Source organism: Trichocoleus sp. FACHB-6 (assembly GCF_014695815.1).
GTDB classification, from domain to species: domain Bacteria; phylum Cyanobacteriota; class Cyanobacteriia; order Cyanobacteriales; family FACHB-T130; genus Funiculus; species Funiculus sociatus.
The window spans coordinates 1-20,398 of record NZ_JACJOY010000128.1 but is presented as its reverse complement, the minus strand read 5'-3'; the positions used below and the strand labels follow the sequence as shown (position 1 = coordinate 20,398).

Annotated in this window: 17 protein-coding genes and 3 pseudogenes; 10 read left to right on the top strand and 10 right to left on the bottom strand. The window is 43.3% G+C overall.

Annotation, left to right across the window (positions count from 1 at the left end):
- Nucleotides 1–146 precede the first annotated feature (146 nt).
- The gene (ppsA, locus tag H6F66_RS26700; protein WP_190428085.1) at nucleotides 147–2,624 is read left to right on the top strand and encodes a phosphoenolpyruvate synthase; all 2,478 of its coding nucleotides are present in this window, start codon (nucleotides 147–149) and stop codon (nucleotides 2,622–2,624) included.
- A 211-nt stretch (nucleotides 2,625–2,835) separates the two neighbouring features.
- On the opposite strand, the pseudogene H6F66_RS29620 reads toward ppsA, so the two are convergent.
- Nucleotides 2,836–3,036, bottom strand: a pseudogene (locus H6F66_RS29620) (hypothetical protein); the annotation flags it as partial.
- 162 nt (nucleotides 3,037–3,198) lie between these two features.
- Here H6F66_RS29620 and H6F66_RS26695 point away from each other — a divergent pair.
- The 3 genes from H6F66_RS26695 (at nucleotide 3,199) to H6F66_RS26685 (ending at nucleotide 6,492) form a co-directional block, all read left to right on the top strand.
- On the top strand, nucleotides 3,199–4,314 hold the full coding sequence (locus H6F66_RS26695) for an ATP-binding protein (RefSeq protein ID WP_190428083.1): 1,116 nt from the start codon (nucleotides 3,199–3,201) through the stop codon (nucleotides 4,312–4,314).
- A 97-nt stretch (nucleotides 4,315–4,411) separates the two neighbouring features.
- Nucleotides 4,412–5,284 carry a ChaN family lipoprotein gene (locus tag H6F66_RS26690; protein WP_190428082.1) on the top strand — a complete coding sequence of 291 codons (873 nt, stop codon included), beginning with the start codon at nucleotides 4,412–4,414 and terminating at the stop codon, nucleotides 5,282–5,284.
- Nucleotides 5,285–5,523: 239 nt separating this feature from the next.
- On the top strand, nucleotides 5,524–6,492 hold the full coding sequence (locus H6F66_RS26685; protein WP_190428080.1) for a PrsW family intramembrane metalloprotease: 969 nt from the start codon (nucleotides 5,524–5,526) through the stop codon (nucleotides 6,490–6,492).
- A 34-nt stretch (nucleotides 6,493–6,526) separates the two neighbouring features.
- Here the strand turns inward: H6F66_RS26685 and H6F66_RS26680 are convergent, their stop codons facing one another.
- Together H6F66_RS26680 and H6F66_RS26675 are read right to left on the bottom strand one after the other, a co-directional pair.
- Nucleotides 6,527–7,330 carry an inositol monophosphatase family protein gene (locus tag H6F66_RS26680; RefSeq protein WP_190428078.1) on the bottom strand — a complete coding sequence of 268 codons (804 nt, stop codon included), beginning with the start codon at nucleotides 7,328–7,330 and terminating at the stop codon, nucleotides 6,527–6,529.
- Between the two features lie 80 nt (nucleotides 7,331–7,410).
- On the bottom strand, nucleotides 7,411–8,856 hold the full coding sequence (locus H6F66_RS26675) for a BCD family MFS transporter (RefSeq protein WP_190428075.1): 1,446 nt from the start codon (nucleotides 8,854–8,856) through the stop codon (nucleotides 7,411–7,413).
- Nucleotides 8,857–9,034: 178 nt separating this feature from the next.
- On the opposite strand from H6F66_RS26675, the gene H6F66_RS26670 reads away from it, so the two are divergent.
- The 4 genes from H6F66_RS26670 (at nucleotide 9,035) to H6F66_RS26655 (ending at nucleotide 12,185) form a co-directional block, all read left to right on the top strand.
- The gene (locus H6F66_RS26670) at nucleotides 9,035–9,985 is read left to right on the top strand and encodes an aldo/keto reductase (protein ID WP_190428073.1); all 951 of its coding nucleotides are present in this window, start codon (nucleotides 9,035–9,037) and stop codon (nucleotides 9,983–9,985) included.
- A 90-nt stretch (nucleotides 9,986–10,075) separates the two neighbouring features.
- Nucleotides 10,076–10,579 carry an isoprenylcysteine carboxylmethyltransferase family protein gene (locus H6F66_RS26665; RefSeq protein ID WP_190428070.1) on the top strand — a complete coding sequence of 168 codons (504 nt, stop codon included), beginning with the start codon at nucleotides 10,076–10,078 and terminating at the stop codon, nucleotides 10,577–10,579.
- Between the two features lie 151 nt (nucleotides 10,580–10,730).
- Nucleotides 10,731–10,973 (top strand): hypothetical protein, encoded by a 243-nt coding sequence (locus tag H6F66_RS26660; protein WP_190428069.1) that lies wholly within the window; start codon nucleotides 10,731–10,733, stop codon nucleotides 10,971–10,973.
- A 153-nt stretch (nucleotides 10,974–11,126) separates the two neighbouring features.
- Nucleotides 11,127–12,185, top strand: a complete 1,059-nt coding sequence (locus H6F66_RS26655) for a fatty acid desaturase (protein ID WP_190428067.1) — start codon at nucleotides 11,127–11,129, stop codon at nucleotides 12,183–12,185.
- A 52-nt stretch (nucleotides 12,186–12,237) separates the two neighbouring features.
- Here H6F66_RS26655 and H6F66_RS26650 read toward each other — a convergent pair whose 3' ends face one another.
- From H6F66_RS26650 to H6F66_RS26635, 4 genes are all read right to left on the bottom strand, one after another.
- Nucleotides 12,238–13,446 carry a glycosyltransferase family 4 protein gene (locus H6F66_RS26650; protein ID WP_190428065.1) on the bottom strand — a complete coding sequence of 403 codons (1,209 nt, stop codon included), beginning with the start codon at nucleotides 13,444–13,446 and terminating at the stop codon, nucleotides 12,238–12,240.
- Nucleotides 13,447–13,476: 30 nt separating this feature from the next.
- Nucleotides 13,477–14,361 carry a hypothetical protein gene (locus tag H6F66_RS26645; protein WP_190428063.1) on the bottom strand — a complete coding sequence of 295 codons (885 nt, stop codon included), beginning with the start codon at nucleotides 14,359–14,361 and terminating at the stop codon, nucleotides 13,477–13,479.
- Nucleotides 14,358–15,818: an AAA family ATPase gene (locus H6F66_RS26640; RefSeq protein WP_190428060.1), complete on the bottom strand. Its 1,461-nt coding sequence runs from the start codon at nucleotides 15,816–15,818 to the stop codon at nucleotides 14,358–14,360. Before H6F66_RS26640 ends, H6F66_RS26645 begins: the two co-directional genes overlap by 4 nt.
- Nucleotides 15,819–16,037: 219 nt before the next feature.
- On the bottom strand, nucleotides 16,038–16,472 hold the full coding sequence (locus tag H6F66_RS26635; protein ID WP_190428058.1) for an HHL1-like protein: 435 nt from the start codon (nucleotides 16,470–16,472) through the stop codon (nucleotides 16,038–16,040).
- 419 nt (nucleotides 16,473–16,891) lie between these two features.
- On the opposite strand from H6F66_RS26635, the gene H6F66_RS26630 reads away from it, so the two are divergent.
- Nucleotides 16,892–17,833 carry a ParA family protein gene (locus H6F66_RS26630; protein WP_190428056.1) on the top strand — a complete coding sequence of 314 codons (942 nt, stop codon included), beginning with the start codon at nucleotides 16,892–16,894 and terminating at the stop codon, nucleotides 17,831–17,833.
- A 484-nt stretch (nucleotides 17,834–18,317) separates the two neighbouring features.
- Here the strand turns inward: H6F66_RS26630 and H6F66_RS26625 are convergent, their stop codons facing one another.
- The 3 genes and pseudogenes from H6F66_RS26625 to H6F66_RS29615 form a co-directional block, all read right to left on the bottom strand.
- Complete coding sequence (locus H6F66_RS26625) at nucleotides 18,318–18,677, bottom strand: cupin domain-containing protein (RefSeq protein ID WP_190428054.1); 360 nt, start codon at nucleotides 18,675–18,677, stop codon at nucleotides 18,318–18,320.
- Nucleotides 18,678–18,717: 40 nt separating this feature from the next.
- Entirely contained in the window at nucleotides 18,718–19,020 is a 303-nt protein-coding gene (locus tag H6F66_RS26620; RefSeq protein WP_190428052.1) for a hypothetical protein, read from the bottom strand.
- 238 nt (nucleotides 19,021–19,258) lie between these two features.
- Nucleotides 19,259–19,502: pseudogene (locus tag H6F66_RS29615) on the bottom strand (IS701 family transposase); the annotation flags it as partial.
- Between the two features lie 259 nt (nucleotides 19,503–19,761).
- Here H6F66_RS29615 and H6F66_RS26615 point away from each other — a divergent pair.
- Nucleotides 19,762–20,284 (top strand): annotated as a pseudogene (locus H6F66_RS26615) (IS630 transposase-related protein); the annotation flags it as partial.
- Nucleotides 20,285–20,398 lie beyond the last annotated feature (114 nt).

The window sequence follows — 20,398 nt, the reverse complement described above, 5'->3', positions numbered from 1 at the left end:
CTTTTCCCTCGTTCCCTGGCTGGGCCAAGGAACGAGGGAAAATTCGATGATCCCAAAGAAATTGTAAAAAAAATTACGAAGTAATGCAATATACCTCTTTAGGGGGTAGCGATAGCTAAAATAAACCTACAAGAGGAGAAAAAGCTATGGTTACAGCGGCTACAGAAAGGACTTCTCGGTTTTCTAAAGAGCGATCGCTGGTTCTGTGGTTTGATGAAGTTGGGATTGTCGATGTCCCAATAGTCGGCGGTAAAAATGCTTCCTTGGGGGAAATGATTCGACAACTGACCAAGCAGGGGGTCAGGGTTCCCGGTGGGTTTGCAACTACTGCCTATGCTTACCGGCATTTTATTCAAGCTGTGGGGTTAGAAAAGCAGTTGCGCGAACTGTTTGCTGACTTGGATATAGAAGACGTGCAGAATTTGCAGGAACAGGGAAAAAAAGCCCGGTCGTTGATTCTAAAAACGCCGTTTCCAAGGGAATTGCAAGAAGCGATCGCATCCTATTATCACCAGATGTGCGAAATATATGGTTATGATACCGATGTAGCCGTGCGTTCATCCGCCACCGCTGAAGATTTGCCCGATGCCAGTTTTGCTGGACAGCAAGAAACCTACCTGAATATTAACGGCATCAAAGACGTTTTAGAAGCCTGCCATAAATGCTTTGCTTCCATATTTACCGCCCGGGCAATTTCCTATCGCCACGCCAAAAATTTCGACCATTTTAATGTGGCCCTCTCCGTTGGCGTTCAAAAAATGGTGCGTTCAGATTTAGCTTCCTCTGGTGTCATGTTCTCCATAGACACTGAAACCGGATTTAAAAATGCTGCCTTAATCACCGCCGCTTACGGATTAGGAGAAAACATCGTTCAAGGGGCAGTCAACCCTGACGAATATTTAGTTTTCAAACCTACATTAAAAGAAGGATTCCGCCCAATTATCGACAAACGAGTCGGTAGCAAAGAGTTCAAATTAGTCTGCGATGTTGGTGGATGTAGAATCACCAAGAATGAACGTGTAACCTTAAGCGAACAGCAGAAATTTGCCATCAACGACGACGAAATTTTGCAACTAGCTAAGTGGGCTTGTTTAATCGAAGATCACTACAGTGAAGTTCACGGTAAGTATACGCCGATGGACATTGAATGGGCAAAAGATGGTATTACAGATGAACTTTTCATCGTCCAAGCCCGCCCGGAAACAGTACAATCCCAAAAAGGTAAAAATGTCCTACGTAGCTATCACTTGAAATTGGGGACAGGGGATAGAGGACTTGCGACTGGGGACAAATCTTCCCAATTACCAATTCCTTTAGTTAGAGGTCGTGCTGTTGGGGAAATGATTGGACAGGGAAAAGCTAGAGTAATTCTCGATGTCCAGAAAATTGAACTGTTCCAACCAGGAGAAGTTTTAGTAACAGATAAAACTGACCCCGACTGGGAACCGATAATGAAAAAAGCCAGCGCCATTATTACTAATAAAGGCGGGCGCACCTGCCATGCCGCAATTATTGCGCGGGAGATGGGAATTCCGGCAATTGTCGGATGTGGGAATGGCACAGATATTTTAAGAACAGGTCAAGAGGTGACAGTTTCTTGTGCCGAAGGAGAAGAAGGAAGAGTTTATTCAGGATTATTGCCCTACGAAGTCCGAGAAGTAGCGCTAGAAAATTTGCCCCGCACTCGCACCAAAATAATGATGAATGTGGGAAATCCGGAAGAAGCATTTAGTTTCTCAGGTATTCCTAATGATGGTGTTGGGTTAGCAAGATTAGAATTCATCATCGCCAATCACATCAAAGCGCATCCTTTAGCTTTGATTAATTACGACAAATTAGAGGATGAAGAAGCTAAGGCGAAAATTGCGGAAATGACTGTAACTTATGAAGACAAACCGCAATACTTCGTCGATAAATTAGCCCAAGGTGTAGCCAGACTTGCTGCCGCTTTTTATCCAAATCCGGTAATTGTGCGGATGAGCGATTTTAAAAGCAATGAATACGCCAATCTTTTAGGCGGTAAGCAATTTGAACCCGAAGAAGAAAACCCGATGATTGGTTGGCGGGGAGCATCTCGTTACTATGATGAGAAATATCGCGAAGGCTTTGCGTTAGAGTGTCAGGCGTTAAAGCGGGTAAGGGATGAAATGGGCTTGACAAATGTTATCCCCATGATTCCTTTCTGTCGTACTCCTGATGAGGGACGCAAAGTGTTAGCTGAAATAGCGAAACATGGTTTAGAACGAGGGAAAAATGGCTTGCAAATTTACGTGATGTGCGAGTTGCCCAGTAACGTAATCATGGCAGAAGAATTTGCTGAAGTTTTTGATGGTTTCTCCATCGGTTCTAACGATTTGACACAGTTAACGTTAGGTTTAGATCGAGATTCAGCTTTAGTAGCGCATATCTTTGATGAACGCAACGAAGCTGTGAAGCGGATGGTGAAGATGGCAATTGAAACCGCCAAGAAAACTAATCGCAAAATTGGAATTTGCGGACAAGCACCCAGCGATTATCCCGAATTTGCTAAGTTTTTGGTAGAGTTGGGGATTGATTCGATGAGTTTGAATCCCGATTCTGTATTGAAAACTCTCTTAATGGTTGCAAAAGTTGAAGGTGTTTAAATTTAGTAGGGTGGAGATTGCGTCCACCCTACATTTATTAATATGGTGAGGTTAGTTAAATCGCTTATATAGCAGCCCTAAATGATTCGTGAAGGCGAGATACCCGACTTCTCTAAGAAGTCGGGTATCTGAAAGGCTGGTATCTCACAACTCAAATAGGATTGCTATAAGGACTTCAAGTTAAGCGAACTCATCAAAATATTTAATTTAAAGCCATGTTTTCCCGTTCTGCTAAGGATGTTTCTGGCTTTAGCGGTTCGGTTTCTTTCTCAACAGTAAGAGATTCGCCTGTGAGGGCTGATTCATCAATTTACTTCCGTGCTTGAATTCGCAAGTCTGCGTCACCCGGTACTAAATCTTGTGAGGAAATTCGCAATTTTTGCCCGTCGCGGATGACGGTGGCTTAGGAAGTGCGGTCAAGGAAACTACCATTGGAATTTCCGATAGAGTTAATCGGGCATTACAATGCTTTTCTGACTTGGGAACCAGAGAAAACGAGAGAAACGACAGAAGGAGAAAATGGGAATGAGGGTCATAGAACTATAAAGTAGAGTGAGTGTCAAAGTGAAGGAAAATGGTTGCGAATCCGTTTGTGCCGCAAGATTTAGTAGGTAGACAACAAGAACTGCAACAAGTCAGCCAAATTCTCTCAATAGATGGCGATTTACTCATTACAGGGGTTCCTGGTAGTGGAAGGCGATCGCTTATTCGTTGGGCAGCACAGAAAGTGAAAGCTAGAGTGCTAGAAATTGACTGTCTGCGAACCACTGATGGCAAGAGATTTCTACAATTGTTCGCTGAAAGCTTGATGGCGACCTTCACCGCACCGGAAGAACTGGCGTTAATTGGGCAGTGGATTGCGGAACATCCCCTGAGTTTGGAGGAATTGCCGAATGGGCAAACTCGTTTAGTTTGGAATCTATCAAGTGAGGGAGAATGGTCGCTATTTGAAATTTTGCTGAACTTACCGCAAGCGATCGCTGATAAACTCAATAGCCGCGTAGTGATGGTTTTTCGGAATTTTCCCCACATCCGCTCTTGGGATAGAGATGGCAAATGGGAAGCTTATCTGCGTGAAGAAATCGCCATACATACTCATGTCAGCTACGCGCTAATTGCTACAGTCGGAGAACCTTGGGTACAAGATAGTAACTTGCAGGTTGTCTGTTTAGCACCCCTGTCTAATCAAGAACTCAGTGCATGGATTGAGACAGCAATGAGCTTGCAAGGATTGAAATTTGATGCAGACGGTTTAGCGCTATTTTTAAGCTACGTTCAAGGACATTTAGGGGATGCGATCGCGCTAGCTAGACGAATTTGGCTGGATTGCCGAGTTTTATACGGAAGCCAGAAAAAAGGACTAATCCAACCCCACCACGTCCATCGCAGTGCTTTAGCATTAGTTGAAGATATATCTATTACCTTCGAGTCACTGATTTTACTGTTACCTTCCAGCCAAGTTCGGGTACTAGAAAGTTTAGCTCTTGACCCCACAGATAGCCCGCACAGCCGGGAATACATCCAAAAACACCAACTTTCTAGAGGTGGCTCTCTCCAAGGTGCTTTGGCAAGTTTAGAACAGAAAGGTTTGGTATACGGCGCTAAGTACGGCTACCAGATAGCTTTACCTTTGCTGGGTTTCTGGCTAAAGCATCGGATTGGGGACTGGGGGCTGGGGGCTGGGGACTAGGTAAGATTCTTGCCAATCCCTAATCCCTAATCCCTAATCCCTGATTCCCAATCCCCAATCCAAAACTATATGCGCGATCGCAAGCCACAATATTTCTATGCAAAAACACTCAATTACTATCTCGGCTTGGTCGCTTTTAATTATGTTACTCTGCACCTTGCCGGCTCATGCCCAAAAAATCTCCCGTCCCCAGCAGCAGCAATACTCTGTCGAAGAAGTTTTGCAACAACTCGCCAAAACCAAAGTCATCTACTTAGGCGAAACCCACGATAATCCTGAAGATCACAAAGCCCAGTTGGAGATTATTCAGCGACTGTATCGGCAAAATTCTAAAATAGCGATCGCAATGGAAATGTTCCAGCGTCCTTATCAAAGTGTACTCAATCAATATCTAGCTGGAAAAATAACCCAAACCCAGTTATTAGAACAAAGCGAATATAAAAAACGCTGGGGTTTCCCGTGGGAATCTTACGCCCCGATTCTGAGTTTTGCTAAGGAAAATAATTTACCTGTTTTAGCCTTAAATACTCCCAGCGAAGTAACGCGCAAAGTCGCACGCCAAGGATTAGAAAGTCTCACACCAGATGATAAAAAGTACATTCCGCCATTTAATGAAATTCGCACCGATAATTCCCAATATCGCCAAATGGTGCAAGAGTCTTTTCAACAGCATCAAGTCGCCGGACACGGAAATAGTGCAAACTTTGAGCGTTTCTTCACAGCGCAGGTGCTTTGGGATGAAACAATGGCAGAAGGAATTGCCCAATTTGTGAAAGCAAACCCAGATTATCAAGTCATTGTGTTGGCTGGACAAGCTCATATTATTTATGGCTATGGTATTCCCAGCCGCGTTGCGCGACGCTTGGGAAATAATATAGTCCAATCCTCAATCCTACTCAATCCATCGGAAGTCATGCAAGCTTCAAGTGACAAAGCGATCGCTGACTACTTTTGGGTAACTTCTGAGTGAGAACTGAGTTAAGAATAATTGTAGGTTGGGGAGCCACCCCCGCACGGGGGGTTAAGGTAAGCATTACCCAATAAATACAAAAAATAACGTTTACTTCAACCTAACTTACTTATACCAACTCACTTTTTTCCGGCTACACTAATCGCTTTTCTTAACCTCCCTTTTAAGGGCGATTCAAATGTTTAGCCGTTAGTTTCTTTAAACGAATTGTATGGCGACAAACTCGCCCCGACAAACATATGCTAGAATTTCTATTTACGGCAATTTTGGTTGCTATTCCCACATTTATTTATATCCTTATTGTCAGCAGTATCGATCGCTTTGAGAAAGAACCAATGCGCTATCTAATTGGTGCATTTTTGTGGGGAGCAATACCAGCAGTTGTTGCTGGAATTATTCTACAACTAATTTTACAAGTTCCAGTAGAACTAATATTCGGAGGAAAGAGCGTAGGAGGACAATTAGTAAGTGCTGCTGTCAATGCGCCAGTGACAGAAGAAATCCTCAAAGGTGCTGCTGTAGCGGTTATTTATCTGTGGAGAAAGCGCGAGTTTGATGGTTGGGTGGATGGGATTGTGTATGGCGCGATCGCTGGTTTTGGATTTGCCTATGTTGAGAATATTCTTTATCTGTTCAACACGCCCAACTGGGAAGAGTGGTGGAAGCTTTTTTTCCTACGTGTTGTTATCTTTGGTTTCATGCACGGCTTCTGGACATCGCTTACAGGAATCGGCTTTGGTTTAGCACGCCATATGCAAGATATTTTCAAGAAAATATTGGTAATTTCTGGCGGTTTAATTGCGGCTATATTTGTGCATTTGTTGCACAACGGTGCTTTACTTCTGGCAAAATCTAGCGGCGGTGCCACAATTTTTGTAGCTGCTGGTAATTACGGATTTTTAGCGGCTTTACTCATCAGTTTAGGCTTTATTGCTGCACACCACGACCATGAAATACTAAAAACTTACTTGCGCGAAGAAGTGCCAAAAATTATTTCACCTAAAGACTACCATGAACTATGCAGCACTACCGCAAATGCACTTGCTCGTTTTCACATAACTCCCAAAGAAAAACGTCATTTTATTCAAGCTGCGGCGGAGTTAGCGCAAAAGAAAATGCAGTTAATCAAGTTCGGAGATGAAGGTGGAAATAAGGCAGAAATTATGCGATTGAGGGAGGAATTAAAACGCCAAAGTTCGCAAAGATAAACGCAAAGGTAGCGCTGTTACGCTACCTTTGCGTTTACTTCTTATTACCCAAAAATTGCACCAAAGGTTGAAAAACTGGCACCAATTCGGGACGAGCAACAGTTAAAGTGGGGAAAGAGCGATCGCCATAATCCTCTCCTTCTTGCAACGGAAACACCGCTTCATCCTTCAGTGACACCCAAACCCCGCCAGCAGCCTGTAAAATTACCCACACTGCTGCAATATCCCAAATTTTAGGCGTAGACTCGACACCGCCAAGGGTAGTACCAGAAGCAACAGCAACAAAGTTGTAGGTAGTGACACCTAGCATCCGAATTTTACAAGGGAAAGGTTTCTGCAAAACAGAGGTACTTCTGGCACACAAGCAGAAAAAGTGATTGTGGCTGGGAGAGTCAGGGCTGGTGTGAATCGGTTGATTATTTAAAAAGGCACCATTTTTTTCTCCCCCGTACCAAAAGGCGTGAAAGGTTTGGTTGATGGGCGGAAAATGTACGTACCCGAAAACAGGCGTACCTTGATACAACAAACCCATTGAAATTCCCCAAATAGGAATTCCCCGTGTAAAGTTTGTTGTACCATCGATGGGGTCAATCACCCAACACCATTCGGCACCATAAAAAGTGTGTTCAGCTTCTTCGCTTAAGACATCGTGGCTGGGAAAAGCGTCAGCGATCGCTTCTCGAATTTCCCGATCCGCCCACTTATCCGCTTGCGTCACCAGACTCCCATCAGCTTTTTGGGAAGCTTGCACTTGCCCAAAATCTTGCATTAGCTGCTTGCCAATTCTAGCGGTAGTCTCACTCGCAAAGTTTAAAACTTGCTCAAAAAAATCGTTCATAGTTTATAGTTCATCGCTAATGGCTAATTGCTAATGGTTCATGGCATCTTCACAATTAGCAATTAGCCATTAGCAATTTATCAGTCTAATTCACCTTCGAGGACAGTTGCGATCGCAACTTTTGCATTGTCGCGAAATTCTGTCACATCCACCTGAGAAAGGAACCAAACCGCTACTACCATTCCCACTGCTTGCAGTGCAAACACCAATCCATAGGCTAACACCAAGTTAGTAGTAAATAAACTTTTACCCACATCCAGTACAGCACCACCTGTAACAGTTGCGATTGCCCTTGCCATTGCCTGTGATAATCCCCAAGCACCGATAAATGTACCAGCCGTTTCCGCCGCAGTCAAATCCAACATTAAACTAACTGCGCCTGTTGTAGTGACACCGGAAGCCAAACCAAATAATAATAGCGCTCCCTGCAACAACTTTTGATTGTGGGTGAATCCGGACAGGATAATTAATCCAAAAGTAGCCGCTACCAAAAGACAGCCTAATTTAGTTGTTTTTTGCTTTCCTAAACGAGGCACAATTAAAAATCCAGTGATACTAATCCCAAGTAGCGTTCCGGTTCCCCAGTAAGCATTTAACTTAGTAGTTTCCGAAACTTGCATTCCGAAAACTTCGCCTCCGTAGGGTTCCATCACTGCTTCTTGCATAAATAAGCTAATTGTCATCACGAGCAAAAAGGTGAAAAATATCCCCGTTTGCCGATTAGCAGTTAATACTCGCAGCGCTTTCCCTAGAGTAATTTTGTCTTCCCGGTCTACTAAAGTAGAACGAGATGTATAGCGGGAATATTTTTTTTCAACGCCCACTGTCGCCAGTAACGCCAGCCCAAACACTCCGACGGGGACAATCATAAACAGCTGATTTACTGATGCTTGCAATTCCGAAAGTGGTGCATCTGCGGCAACTTTTTTGAGCAAAGTACCGCCGATAATTGCCCCCAGAACAATTCCCACCATCAGCATAGACCAAACAATTCCGACGAGTTGGGAACGGTTATCTTCATCGGAAACATCCACCAACAGCGCTGCAAAGGGAGTGGAACTCATACTCAGCGCCAAACCATAAAGCGCGAAAATCAGTGCAAGTACCGCAGTCCAACCGTAAGTTTGAGTTGTCCATACCCAACCCCCAGCAGCTTGCACCACATTACCCAGCTGCCACATTACTTGTACAGCCAGGAAGGATGCGATCGCAAACAGCGCCGCCCCTACCCACACATAGCCCGTGCGATGGAAACCAAATAACGGCTTAGAATCTGACATCTGCCCAAACCACACCCGTGCTGGGGCGATAAACTGGTGCATCGCAATAGTACCAGCCGCAATTGTCGCCGGAATCGCCAGTTCCCCAATCATCACTCGGTTCAGGATTCCCAGCGCCAGCACCGCCATCATCCCCAATCCCATCTGAAACAAGCCGAGTCGAAACATGGTGAACAAATTCACTTTCTTGATTGATTCAAGCGGTTTCGACTCATCTGGCTGTAAATTTATATCACCTGTTGCCATATTTTTTAAAAGGAAATCAATACACGCATTACTGTTTTTACACTTCGGTGCAATTTTTTCTTAGCGCCCTTTTTAAGGATAAAGTTGCACATCACGCTGTTTTAATTTCACCATAGCCCCCAGCAACTATCTGCAACGATAAACTGAAAAATATAAACTTTTGTAAAAAGTATTACCAATGCAAACCATCACGTTAGCGCAAAATGGCCCCACCTTCACTGCTGTAGGTATCGGCGCTTGGGCTTGGGGCGACAAGCTATTTTGGAACTATGGCAGCGACTACGGGGAAACCCAGTTGCGGGAAGCTTTTGAAGCGACTCTGGATTCCGGCGTAAACTTCTTTGACACGGCTGAAGTGTACGGCCCAGGAAAATCAGAGGAGTTCTTGGGAAAGTTCATGCAAGAAACTGGGCGCACAGCCCAGATTGCTACAAAATACGGCCCTTACCCTTGGCGAGTTACCGGGCAATCCGTGTCAGATGCCTTAACCGAGAGTTTAAAACGTCTGCGGGTCGAGCAAGTAGCCCTTTATCAGGTGCATTGGCCTTTCGCCTTCCTGATGAGCCAAGAAACGCTGATGAATGCCCTAGCGGATGAGGTGAAGCGGGGCAGAATTGCTACAGTCGGTGTCAGCAATTACTCAGCCGAACAGATGAAAGAAGCTTATCAGCTTTTAGCGGCTAGAGGCGTACCTTTGGCTGTAAATCAGGTGCGGTACTCGCTGCTGACTCGGCAAGTCGAGGCTAACGGCATTCTCGACACGGCGCGTCAGCTAGGCGTGACTATTTTGGCTTATAGTCCTTTGGCTCAGGGGTTACTCACTGGCAAATATAGAATCGAGGATGGCAAGGAGCCGACTGGCGCACGTAAATTTGATTCTCGCTTCAATCGCAGCGGTTTGGAGAAAATCGAGCCTGTGATATGTGCGTTGCGTAAACTCGGAGAAAAGTATCAAAAAACACCCGCTCAAGTTGCCCTGAATTGGTTGATTGCCCAGGATGGGGTGATTGCCATTCCGGGGGCAAAGTCAGCCGAACAGGCGCGGCAGAATGCCGGGGCGCTGGGTTGGCAGTTGAGCGCCCAGGAAGTTGCCCATCTGGAACTTTTGAGCCGCCCTTGGCGAAATTAATTGAGGCTCTAGCCTCTACGCTGGTTCCCCTCAGCATGGGAACCAGCGAATTTAATCCAAAATCCAAAATTGACAGAGCGATCGCATCCTATGAAAATCTTCTCAGATTGGGGCTTCTCCCGCCAAGGCTGGCGCAATAATCAAAGAGGCGAATACTGGGTAGTAGCTCAGGCAATTCTCATCGTTGGTTTTGTCGTTTTGCCAGTCTACCGCCCCATTAATTTACCTCTTGACAAATTTGTTAACTTAAGCGTTGCTGCTCTACTAGGACTGGCGGCATTAGTGCTACTTGCCAAAGGATTGCTGGATTTGGGACAGCAGCTGACTCCCTTACCTTATCCCAAAGACAACGGGCAGCTAGTTCAAACTGGTGTCTACAGTATCGTGCGCCATCCTGTCTACAGTGGCTTAATTCTGGCTGCCTTAAGTTGGGCAATCTTCTTCGTCAGCTTGTCCCACCTGGTAGCAGCAGCTATCCTATTCGTATTTTTGGATGCCAAAGCCAGCCACGAGGAAGGATGGTTAACGCAAAAGTACCCAGATTACGCAGATTATCGGCAACAAGTTAAAAAGCTGATTCCCCGGCTCTACTGAGCGAACCAAACCAGTAGAGGGTATCACACTTTGTCTACCACTCTGATTTTTTTTGCCCAGGTGTAAAATTGCCACATGAAGTTTTACTAAGTTGCCAGTTCAGGATAGAATTGCAAAATGGTGTGAGTAAGCAGAAATATCTATTCAGCTGATGTCCACTCTTTCATCAACACTGACCCGTCCTCAAAATGTTGCCAACTCCCATCCGGGGAGTAATGTATCGCCTTTGTTAACCAAAGCTGTGTATCAAACCGACCAGCAAGTAAAGTTCTTGCATTTGCAAGTGGAAGTTGAAATTCTTTTGCAGCAACTGCAATCACTTAAAAAGCAGCGTCTAACATTAGATTGTCAAGATGCGGCTTTCTCCGATGCTATCGGTAGCAAAAAGCTATAGTAGTAAGGTTTTGTCCTTCTTCAGTGCGGTTTGTAACCCGGTCAGCAGCCCATAGCTGACAAAAATCATTGCCTGCCACTAATCCGTACCAGGCAGGATTTTTTTATGCATTGATGGGTGAATTCACTTAACTGATACTTAGAAAAGTTTTTAATGACTCTATCGACAATCAAAGTAACCGACACCAACCTGGTATCTACGACAACCGCTGAAAGTCTCCGCCTGAGAGACATCTTGAAAAGTCTGCCGCGTGAGGTTTTTGCTAAAAATCGTCAGAAAGCGTGGACGACCGTGGTAATCAACGTTTTAATGGTGGGATTGGGATATTGGGGGTTAGCGATCGCGCCCTGGTATCTGACACCTTTGCTGTGGATATTTACAGGCACAGCGTTGACAGGTTTTTTTGTAATTGGGCATGACTGCGGACACCGCTCATTTGCCAACCGCCGCTGGGTAAACGATTTGGTGGGACATATATTTATGTTGCCCTTGATTTATCCCTTCCACAGTTGGCGAATTCTGCACAATTACCATCACGCCCACACCAACAAGCTTGAGGAAGACAACGCTTGGCAACCCTTCCAGCCAGAGTTTTATGACAGTATGCCAAAGGCCGGACAGTGGGGCTATCGCTTAATGCGGGGTCGGTTTTGGTGGTTAGCTTCGATAATACACTGGTCGATGATGCACTTTGATTGGACGAAATTCCAAGGCAAAGAGCGGCAGAAGGTAAAATTGTCGGCACTAGTAGTTTTGGGATTTGCCAGCGTCGCCTTCCCCTTGTTAATAGCGACAACTGGTGTCTGGGGATTTGTTAAATTTTGGCTCTTACCGTGGTTGGTTTACCACTTCTGGATGAGTACCTTTACTCTGGTTCACCACACAGCACCAGAAATTCCCTTTACTCCCGCTACGCAGTGGAATGAGGCGCAAGCGCAGCTATTTGGCACCGTTCACTGCGATTATCCGCGTTGGGTAGAATTCCTTTGCCACGATATCAACGTTCACATTCCTCATCACATTTCCACAGCAATTCCGTCCTATAATTTGCGACTAGCGCATAGCGCTATCAAAGAAAAGTGGGGAGACTCAATTCGCGAGACTCGCTTCTCTTGGTCTTTGATGAAGCAGATTACCGACGAGTGTCACCTGTACGATTCAGAAGACTACTACAAGTCTTTCAATGAATATCACGCAGGTAGCAAAAATTAAACTTTAAACGCTCTCGGTACGCAAAGTAATATCTCTGCGTACCGAGAGTGTTTTAAGAAATTAAGACTTGTTCATAACGCGATCCAGCGCTTTCCCAGGTATACTCTGTTTCTACAAGCGATCGCCCATTTTTCGCCAACTCTTCTCGCAACTGGGCATCTTCAAAAAGTCGTGCGATCGCATCAACATATTCTCGTACCCCGTTAGCGCGTAACGCCCGTAAAGGTACGCCTTCACCCTCAACTGCTAATCCTTCCAAACCGCGATCGCTTCCCACCACAGGCACCCCAGCAGCCATCGCCTCCAGAGTTTTATTTTTTATCCCAAACCCCGTGCGTAGCGGAACAACACAAACACTTGCTGAGTGTAACTGTTCTGCCATTGAGGAGACTTTCCCTGTAACTATTACCCCCAAGCGATCCGAGAGTGCCTTGACTTCAGGCGTTGGTCTGGCTCCTACAATACTAAATGTGGCATCAGGATAACGCTTTTGTAGTTCTGGCAAGACTTCTAAGGTAAAAAATCGCGCTGCGTCAATATTGTGGGAAGCATCCATCGCCCCTACAAAGACTAGCTGGTGTCCACCGGGATCTTTAGGACGATAGGGAAACAACTCTAGATCAACGCCATTAGGAATCACCCTAATTTCAGCAGCCGGATTAAACTGGAGCATTTGCTGCCGATCGTCCTCTGTAGTGACTACAATGTTTGAGAATTTAGTGCAGTAGCGTTTCTCATAACTGTACAAGATTGAGAGATACAAGCGATCGCGCAAAGCATTAGGAGAAGCCCCCATTTCCAGATGGTTTTTACTCCAGCCATAAACGGAACTATGAATATCTACCACTGTCCGCACTGAATTGCGGAATTCCGGGCGAACGTAGATTTCATTTACACTATGTTCGCAGGTAATTGCGTCACACTTCCCAGCTTTGACATAGGTATCCACCCAAGCTTGCATTTCTGGTGAGTAGCGATGCAAAACGTTTGGCGGCGTTCCCTTAAGCAGTGACTCTGTAAAGCGTCCCACTTTCCCCAATAATCCACCTTTGGGTTCCGCAGGAATCGGAAAAATCACCAACTCGCTTACCCACTGACGAAGTTCTTCTACTTCTGCATCCGATACTCCGCTGTGGCGTTGCGTTACCAGTGTGATGTTATGACGCTGGTGCAGGTATTTTAACAAGTTAAAGGTTCTAATCTCGGTTCCCCCTCGACTAGGCGGATAGGGAAACGTTGAAGAAAGCATTAAAATATTCATAAAAATTCGTTTAGTCTTACAGATTTGTCGCTAAGTTTGACTTGCATCAGCTTTTTCAAGAGCTGCAATAAATTCAGCTCTTGTTTTCAGCTTTGAAAGTTCCTCTATATTCCGTTCTTTTGCGGCTTTTTGTAGATCCGAAAGTTTCATTCTAGTGTAGCCATTTTTTTTAGTCGGAGTTTTATCATCTTTCTTGGTTCTTACTTTTCCAGGCTTATTCAGGATTGGTTCAATTTTTTGAACAAATTCATCAATATGTTCACTTATCCTGTTGCTAATCAGTTGAAGTTTTCTATCTATCAAACTCTCAATTTCAGGCAATAAACTTTCAATTTGTATTACCTCCTTTGATGTTTCAACCGTATTTAAAGGCTGTGTGTCAGCAACTGGTAACTTATTATTAATTTCTCGACTTCTCAGGACTTCAACCTGCTCCCTGAGAAGTTCCTCATTTTGTTCACTGAGCCTGCGGCTAATTAAATCAAGCTTATTATCTATCAAACTCTCAATTTCGGGCAATAAACTTTCAATTTGTATTACTTCATTTGATGATTCAACCGTATTTAAAGGCTGTGTGTCAGCAACTGGTGACTCATTATTAAATTCTCGGTTTCTCAGGACTTCAACCTGATCCATGAGAACTTCCTCATTTTCTGATTCAATAATGAAAGCTCCAATCATTTCCCCTTTACGAGGATCTATCTCACGAGCCTTAACAGCGGCGTAGTATTCAAAGTGTCCATTAACTACCTCATAGGATTCCCCACTGGTTCTGCGAATAACTGGGGGATTAATAATACCTTCAGCTTTTAAAATTAACTCAGCAGTCCGATTTAACTCATCCTCTAAAAATTCTGAACGGGGAACATTAGAGTTAATTTTTTTTACTGCTACGAGCGAAGTAGATAATTTCATGCAGTTAGTCCTATTTCTTGCAAAACTTCTTTTGCTAGTAACTCAAATTCCTTAGCTGAGAGGGAATCTGGCTTAAAATCAAGTACCGATATTGGATCTGGTATTTCTATATTACCTACAATCTGCATTCTTTCGGTACATTTTGCCAGTTCCTCTCTTTCATAAATAACGCTTTCCATTACTTTCAAATCGTAGCGTTTGGGAATTACCTCTAAGCGCTTTGGTAAGGTATATTGTCCAAACCTGGAATTGGTAGATATTTTACAAGGAAGAACACCTAAGATTTCAATTGGTGGCTTATTGAGAAATTTCCTATACCCATTAATTGTTTTAACAAAATCTTTTACGTTTACTAACCCTTGATTAGCAAACGGTTTTAGATCCGAAGGAATAATTAGATAGTCAGCTGTAATTAAGGCAATTCTGGCATAAAGGTTTAAAGATGGTGGCGTATCAATAATTACAACATCATATTGACCTTCTACTGCTTTTAGTTTTTGCAAAAGCATTATTTTACTAGAATCTTGTTGGTTTAGCTCGGTTTCGTATTGCATTAAAGTGATGTGGGACGGCAACACATCAATTTCCGGGTTACTATACTGAGATTTCTTAGCAACTTCGTTTATAGGATAAAACTCTTCTGATTGCAATAGATGACGAACATTGCAATCTTTTACCTCATCTAGTTCTTCATCATCAAATTTTGCTAAACCTGCTGCAAAGGTAGTATTAGCTTGGCTATCTAAGTCAACAATAAGCACTTTTTTGCCTTTCTTCCTGATAGCGGCGGCTAGGTTGACTACGGTTGTTGTTTTGCCTACGCCGCCTTTGTTGTGGTAAATTGCAATTGTTTTCACAGTATGTTGCCTTTTCTCTTTAAGAAGGTCAGTAGATAGGGGTTGAGAATTAATTGAATCCCCTTGTCCGTTTGTTACTTCAATTGAAGGGTTTGCTGGTGATTTTCCAGAGATAGGAATTTGGTTTTCAGTGGAATCAATCTGGATATTTCCGATTCTAGTAGGTTTTTCTTTTAAGCTGTCTCTACCAATGAGAGTTTTTATTTCATCTATTTTAGAGCTGATTTCTCTGCCGGAACAGGTAAATATTAACTGAATATCATCCTGAACTTTCTGGTAAATTCTAAGTTCCTTACCATTTGTTAGCAATCCATATTCTACATTTAAACTCGTTAAGTAGCGCTTGAGTCTACCAGTATGTCTATTTAAGTTTTGATTAGGATGCTTTGCCTCCATCACAACACTTAACGGCGAGTTGTCATCCAACACAAATGGAACAACTTGCGCTGCAAATGCCAAGAAGTCTAATCGAATGCTGCCAACGGCAATCTCTTGATGCCAAGTTTCTGGAGTGTATCCTAGCTGTGGCAGCAGATATTGAACTATGAGTTTACTTTCTACTTCGCTCTCGTTGCGGCAAAGCTCAGGATTAAAGTTCAATTCTGTACTTCCTTAATAACACTGCACTGATTGGAACCTTAAACCTACTCAATAGAATGAAGTTTTCCGCGTCAGGGCGCTCGCTAACCTGAGATGACGTTCTTTTATACTTGTATGAGTGTAGCCTCGCACGTCTGCCAGGAGCAATAGTAAATTTGAGCGATCGCGCATTTTTCCCCGCCACGCGATCGCTTAAACTATCCTTTAATTAAAAAAAAATTAACCGCGCTTGAACAAACCAGAGAAGCTGTTCTTCACCTTATCGAAAGTCGATTGGAAGAAGTTAGGTAAAACTGGCTCTTGAGGAACCGCAACCTCAATCGGCTCATCTGCAAATTCAGAACCTTTGAGACGATAGCCATATTCCAATTGGCTTTTATTCTTGCGTAACACTGGATACAGGCGTAAGGAGGCTTCGCGCAAGTTCTCCTCTTCTTGAAAGATGGCTTGATTAATCTGGCTGGTGCGATTTACTGCTAGAGAACCTGCTGGATACCAGTTCTTTTTACCCTGAGTGCGAATGTATATATTAAATTCTGGTACGCCTTCCGACTTCAATTTGTCGTACTGCTTAGAGGCTTGGGTGCGTTTAGAGGCAGATTTGGTTGGTTTTTTGTTTGTCTTGGCTTTGCCGAATCCACTATTAGTTGTCATAAATCTTGTTTTCAGGTATTTACAAAATTTTACATAATTTTAAGCATTTGCGATCACACAAGGCGGATGCTGTTCTGGCGCACAACCAGCTAGAGCGCTTGAATTAACGAGAGCGATCGCACTTCTGGGGAATATTTCACAGCATCTATAAATATTCAGCCATGAGAAACGAACTTTCGAGAGAAAGTTAGGTTTATCGCTCCCATAAGCCCAAAGCGGTTAATATATTGCAGCGATCGCCTTCTGCTTAGTTGACAAGGGAGACACTGCGATCGCAAAGTCAGTGCAACTCTTCAAGGCGCACTATTGCCTTCCGACAAAGAATCCAAGATTATTATTAAGGCTGTAACAGTTGACCAGCGATCGAGTGCCGGGGATTCGCTGTAAGAGCGAGCATCACCCATCAGAGGAGCGAACACATGGGATATGTCATTGCAACGGTAAACATGAAAGGCGGTGTCGGTAAGACGACTCTCAGCGTCAACTTGGCGACTTGTTTAGCCAAAACTTATGGGAAGCGGGTTTTAGTTGTCGATCTAGACACCCAAATCAGCGCTACGCTCAGCCTAATGTCGCCACAAGACTTTGGCAAGAGCCGGAAAGAAAAGCGCACATTAAGGCAACTGGTTTACAAAGCAATTAGGCCAGAAATTCCCAGCAAGTTGTCAATTCAAGATATCATTCAACCTTACGTTTGCACAGTCAAAGGACTCGATTTATTACCGGGAGACATTGACCTCTACGATGAATTTTTAGTTTCCGAAATGCTCCATGAAAAAGCGATGAATGGGGACAACAATAACTTCATCGACGTCTGGAATAACTTTGAAAGGGAATTAATCAGAGGAATTTTAGAGCCGGTTATTAAAGACTATGATTTCATTATTTTGGACTGCGCTCCGGGCTATAACCTCTTGACTCGTAGCGGTATCGTTGCCAGTAATTTTTACTTGCTACCAGCTAGACCAGAACCCCTATCAGTAGTAGGAATTCAGCTACTGGAACGACGGATCAACAAACTAAAAGAAAGTCATGGCACTGAGAGTCTGCTGAATCTGCGAATGATGGGAATTGTCTTCATTATGTCGGGGAATATACTCAGCGGCAGATATTACCAGCAAGTTATGCAACGAGTCAGCGAGGATTTTACTCCCACCCAAATTTTCAAAACCAGAATCCCAATGGATGTTAATGTTTCCAAAGCTGTTGACAGTTTTACGCCAGTAGTTATCTCAAATCCAAGTTCGTCTGGCTCCAAAGCCTTTATCAAGTTAACGCAGGAATTCTTACAGAAGCTACAGGTTTCTAGTGGTACCTATAAAACCCCAGAAAGCAAAATAAATTTATCCGACTTGGATTAATTTAGTAATTCAGAAAGGGAGCAAAATAATATGAATTTGCTTAATTGCTGAGAAACCTTTTCCTTCAGTATTTGTAGTTATAGGTTGGGTCTTTGGAACCTCAACCCAACCTAATAGCTTAATGTTACTTAGTAAAAGTAACAGCAGTTGTTGCAAAACCTGTAAAATTAGGTTTCATTCTCTTGTGCTTTCCAGAGAGCCTGCTAAAGTAAGAATTGAAGCTGAAAAGCTTCTCTGACAGATACCACAGCGCAGTTGATATTCGACTTGAGAGGTAAAAAACGCTGTTTAATATAACATCTGTCTCATCAAAAAACAACAGCAGCACCCCACCTAAAGACTGATATTTCCTCAGTTACTGACTAGGGAGCTATGCAACTAAACTTTATTAAGTTAATGCAACTCCAGGTCTAAAAGCCCATGAGAGGAGATCGCTCAGTGAGTTTCGTTGGGGTGCTGTTGTTGCATTTAAAGCCTTTACGTTTTAATAAACTGTCTCGTCTTCTTTGCGCCACGCTGGATCGACGATACAGATAAACACCAGTGGCTCTTTTCCGCAACTATGGATAAATTGCTTTGCATTGGGTGGAATATACACCGCATCCCCAGGTTGGACTAACTGGGTTTCATCATCAATGTGCATTTCACCTGCACCGCTAATGATGTAGTAAACCTCAGAAGTTTTTAAAGAGTGCGCTACAGATGTTTGTCCCACTGGGAGAACGGCGTGAGCTAAACTATAGCGCAACTCTATCGGCTGCTTATCTGGGTGCAGTAATTCTCTTAACTGAGTGCGATCACCCGCAATAAATTCCTCACAAGCACTAAGCTTTTGAATCAGCATTCTCGAAGAATAGTTATTCGTACAAGACTATGTTGCCATCCTACAGCGAATCTTGAGAATGTAGAGAATAACCGGGAATTGGACAATAGTCGGAGCAGTTAATCGCTTCTTCGGTTAAGGCATCGCTAGGCTTTACCGTACACTTGAGGCGATAATCACCAGTAAAATATTGACAATTAGTGCAGGGTATGCTGTGCAGACGCTTGGTTTTGGAAACACCCTGTGCGATCGCGCTAAAGATGTTCCACAAAACCAAAATTGTCATCATCCAGGCACAAAAAAAGCACACTGGCGCTAAAATTGGGCTGATTGCATGAACTAGAAAATATAGAAGTTGAAACACAGGCTATCTCTGGAAGACCAGGCAAATATTGTTATACCAATAAAATTATTTCACTTGCTCAGGTGTATTCCTCAAACTTAAGGCGTATTTGTGTATTTTTGTAAAGATTATCTTTGGCTTGCACCGCAGGAGTATTTTTAAAGATTATTCATTAGCGGGACTTAAACAAATTTCAAGCCCAATTCAAGCTAAAACTAGCGATATTCGCGACAAGTAGACCCCGGTTCTGGTTCAGCCACTAGAAAAACCGATAAGAGATAGTTTGTTCTAAACCTCTCCAAAACCTCAACAAAGGTGTTTAAAGGTTTATGAGCCCAACGTCTTTATAGTCCTCCTGTTAAACGGTGCCATAACATAAAAGTTTAGGCACGCTATACGAGAATAAAATGCCTCATTAGACTTCTATAATCTCTAATTTGCTATTGTTTAACTTTTAACCATCCCTTCTCTTTCCGATAGAAAACTTCAACTCAATTTCTTTGAAACCGGGTTGATACTCTCTTTCCTTACTTCAGTCAATTAACTCTACAGCTAATTCCGGCTTCTTCTTAAATTCTGTATCTCATCGAAGCGTTTACATCATTTATTGAAGCAAGGGGGTATGGCTGCGGGAGTTATCTGTTTCATTCCTCAGACTTTGGCGTGAAAAGCTTGCTGTCCCAGTATGATACTCTCATTGGCTCTTATAGCAACTGAAGTAAAGGTTAGGACATAATAGAAAGGAGTGAATAGGAGAAAGAAATGCCAGCTCCCTACAGTTATGACTTGAGAATAAAAGTAATAGAGGCAATAGATAGAGGAATGGGGAAAACCCAAGCTAGTAAAATCTTCAACATTAGTCGGAATACCATAAACTTATCGCTCAACAGAAGAAAAAAAACGGGAGATTGTCAAGCCAAAAAGGGATATCAACAAGGATATGGGGCAAAAATCACGGATTTCGAGAAATTTCGAGAATTTGCCCGAAAACATGGCAGTCGAACTCAAGAAGAAATGGCAGAAGCCTGGGAGGAAAAAATCAGTGACCGAACAATCTGGAAAAGCCTTGAAAAAGATTGGTTTTACCCGAAAAAAAACTTACGGATATCGAGAAAGAGATGAAGAGATAAGAAAAGCATTTAGCTTAAAAATTAGCCAAAAAGAAGCAAAAGACCGAGTTTATGTAGATGAATCAGGAATAGATAATAGAGAAGATTACGGCTACGGCTGGAATGAAAAAGGACAAAGGTACCACGACTTAAAATTTGGAAAAAGAAGCCTAAGAGCAGGGTAAGCTCATCTAATTTGGTATAAATTGTACTTGACAATAAATCTGGGGTCTGAGAAGTGAAAAAACAAGCAATGCGAGCGCCGGAAAATCTCCAGGAGTAGGCTGATA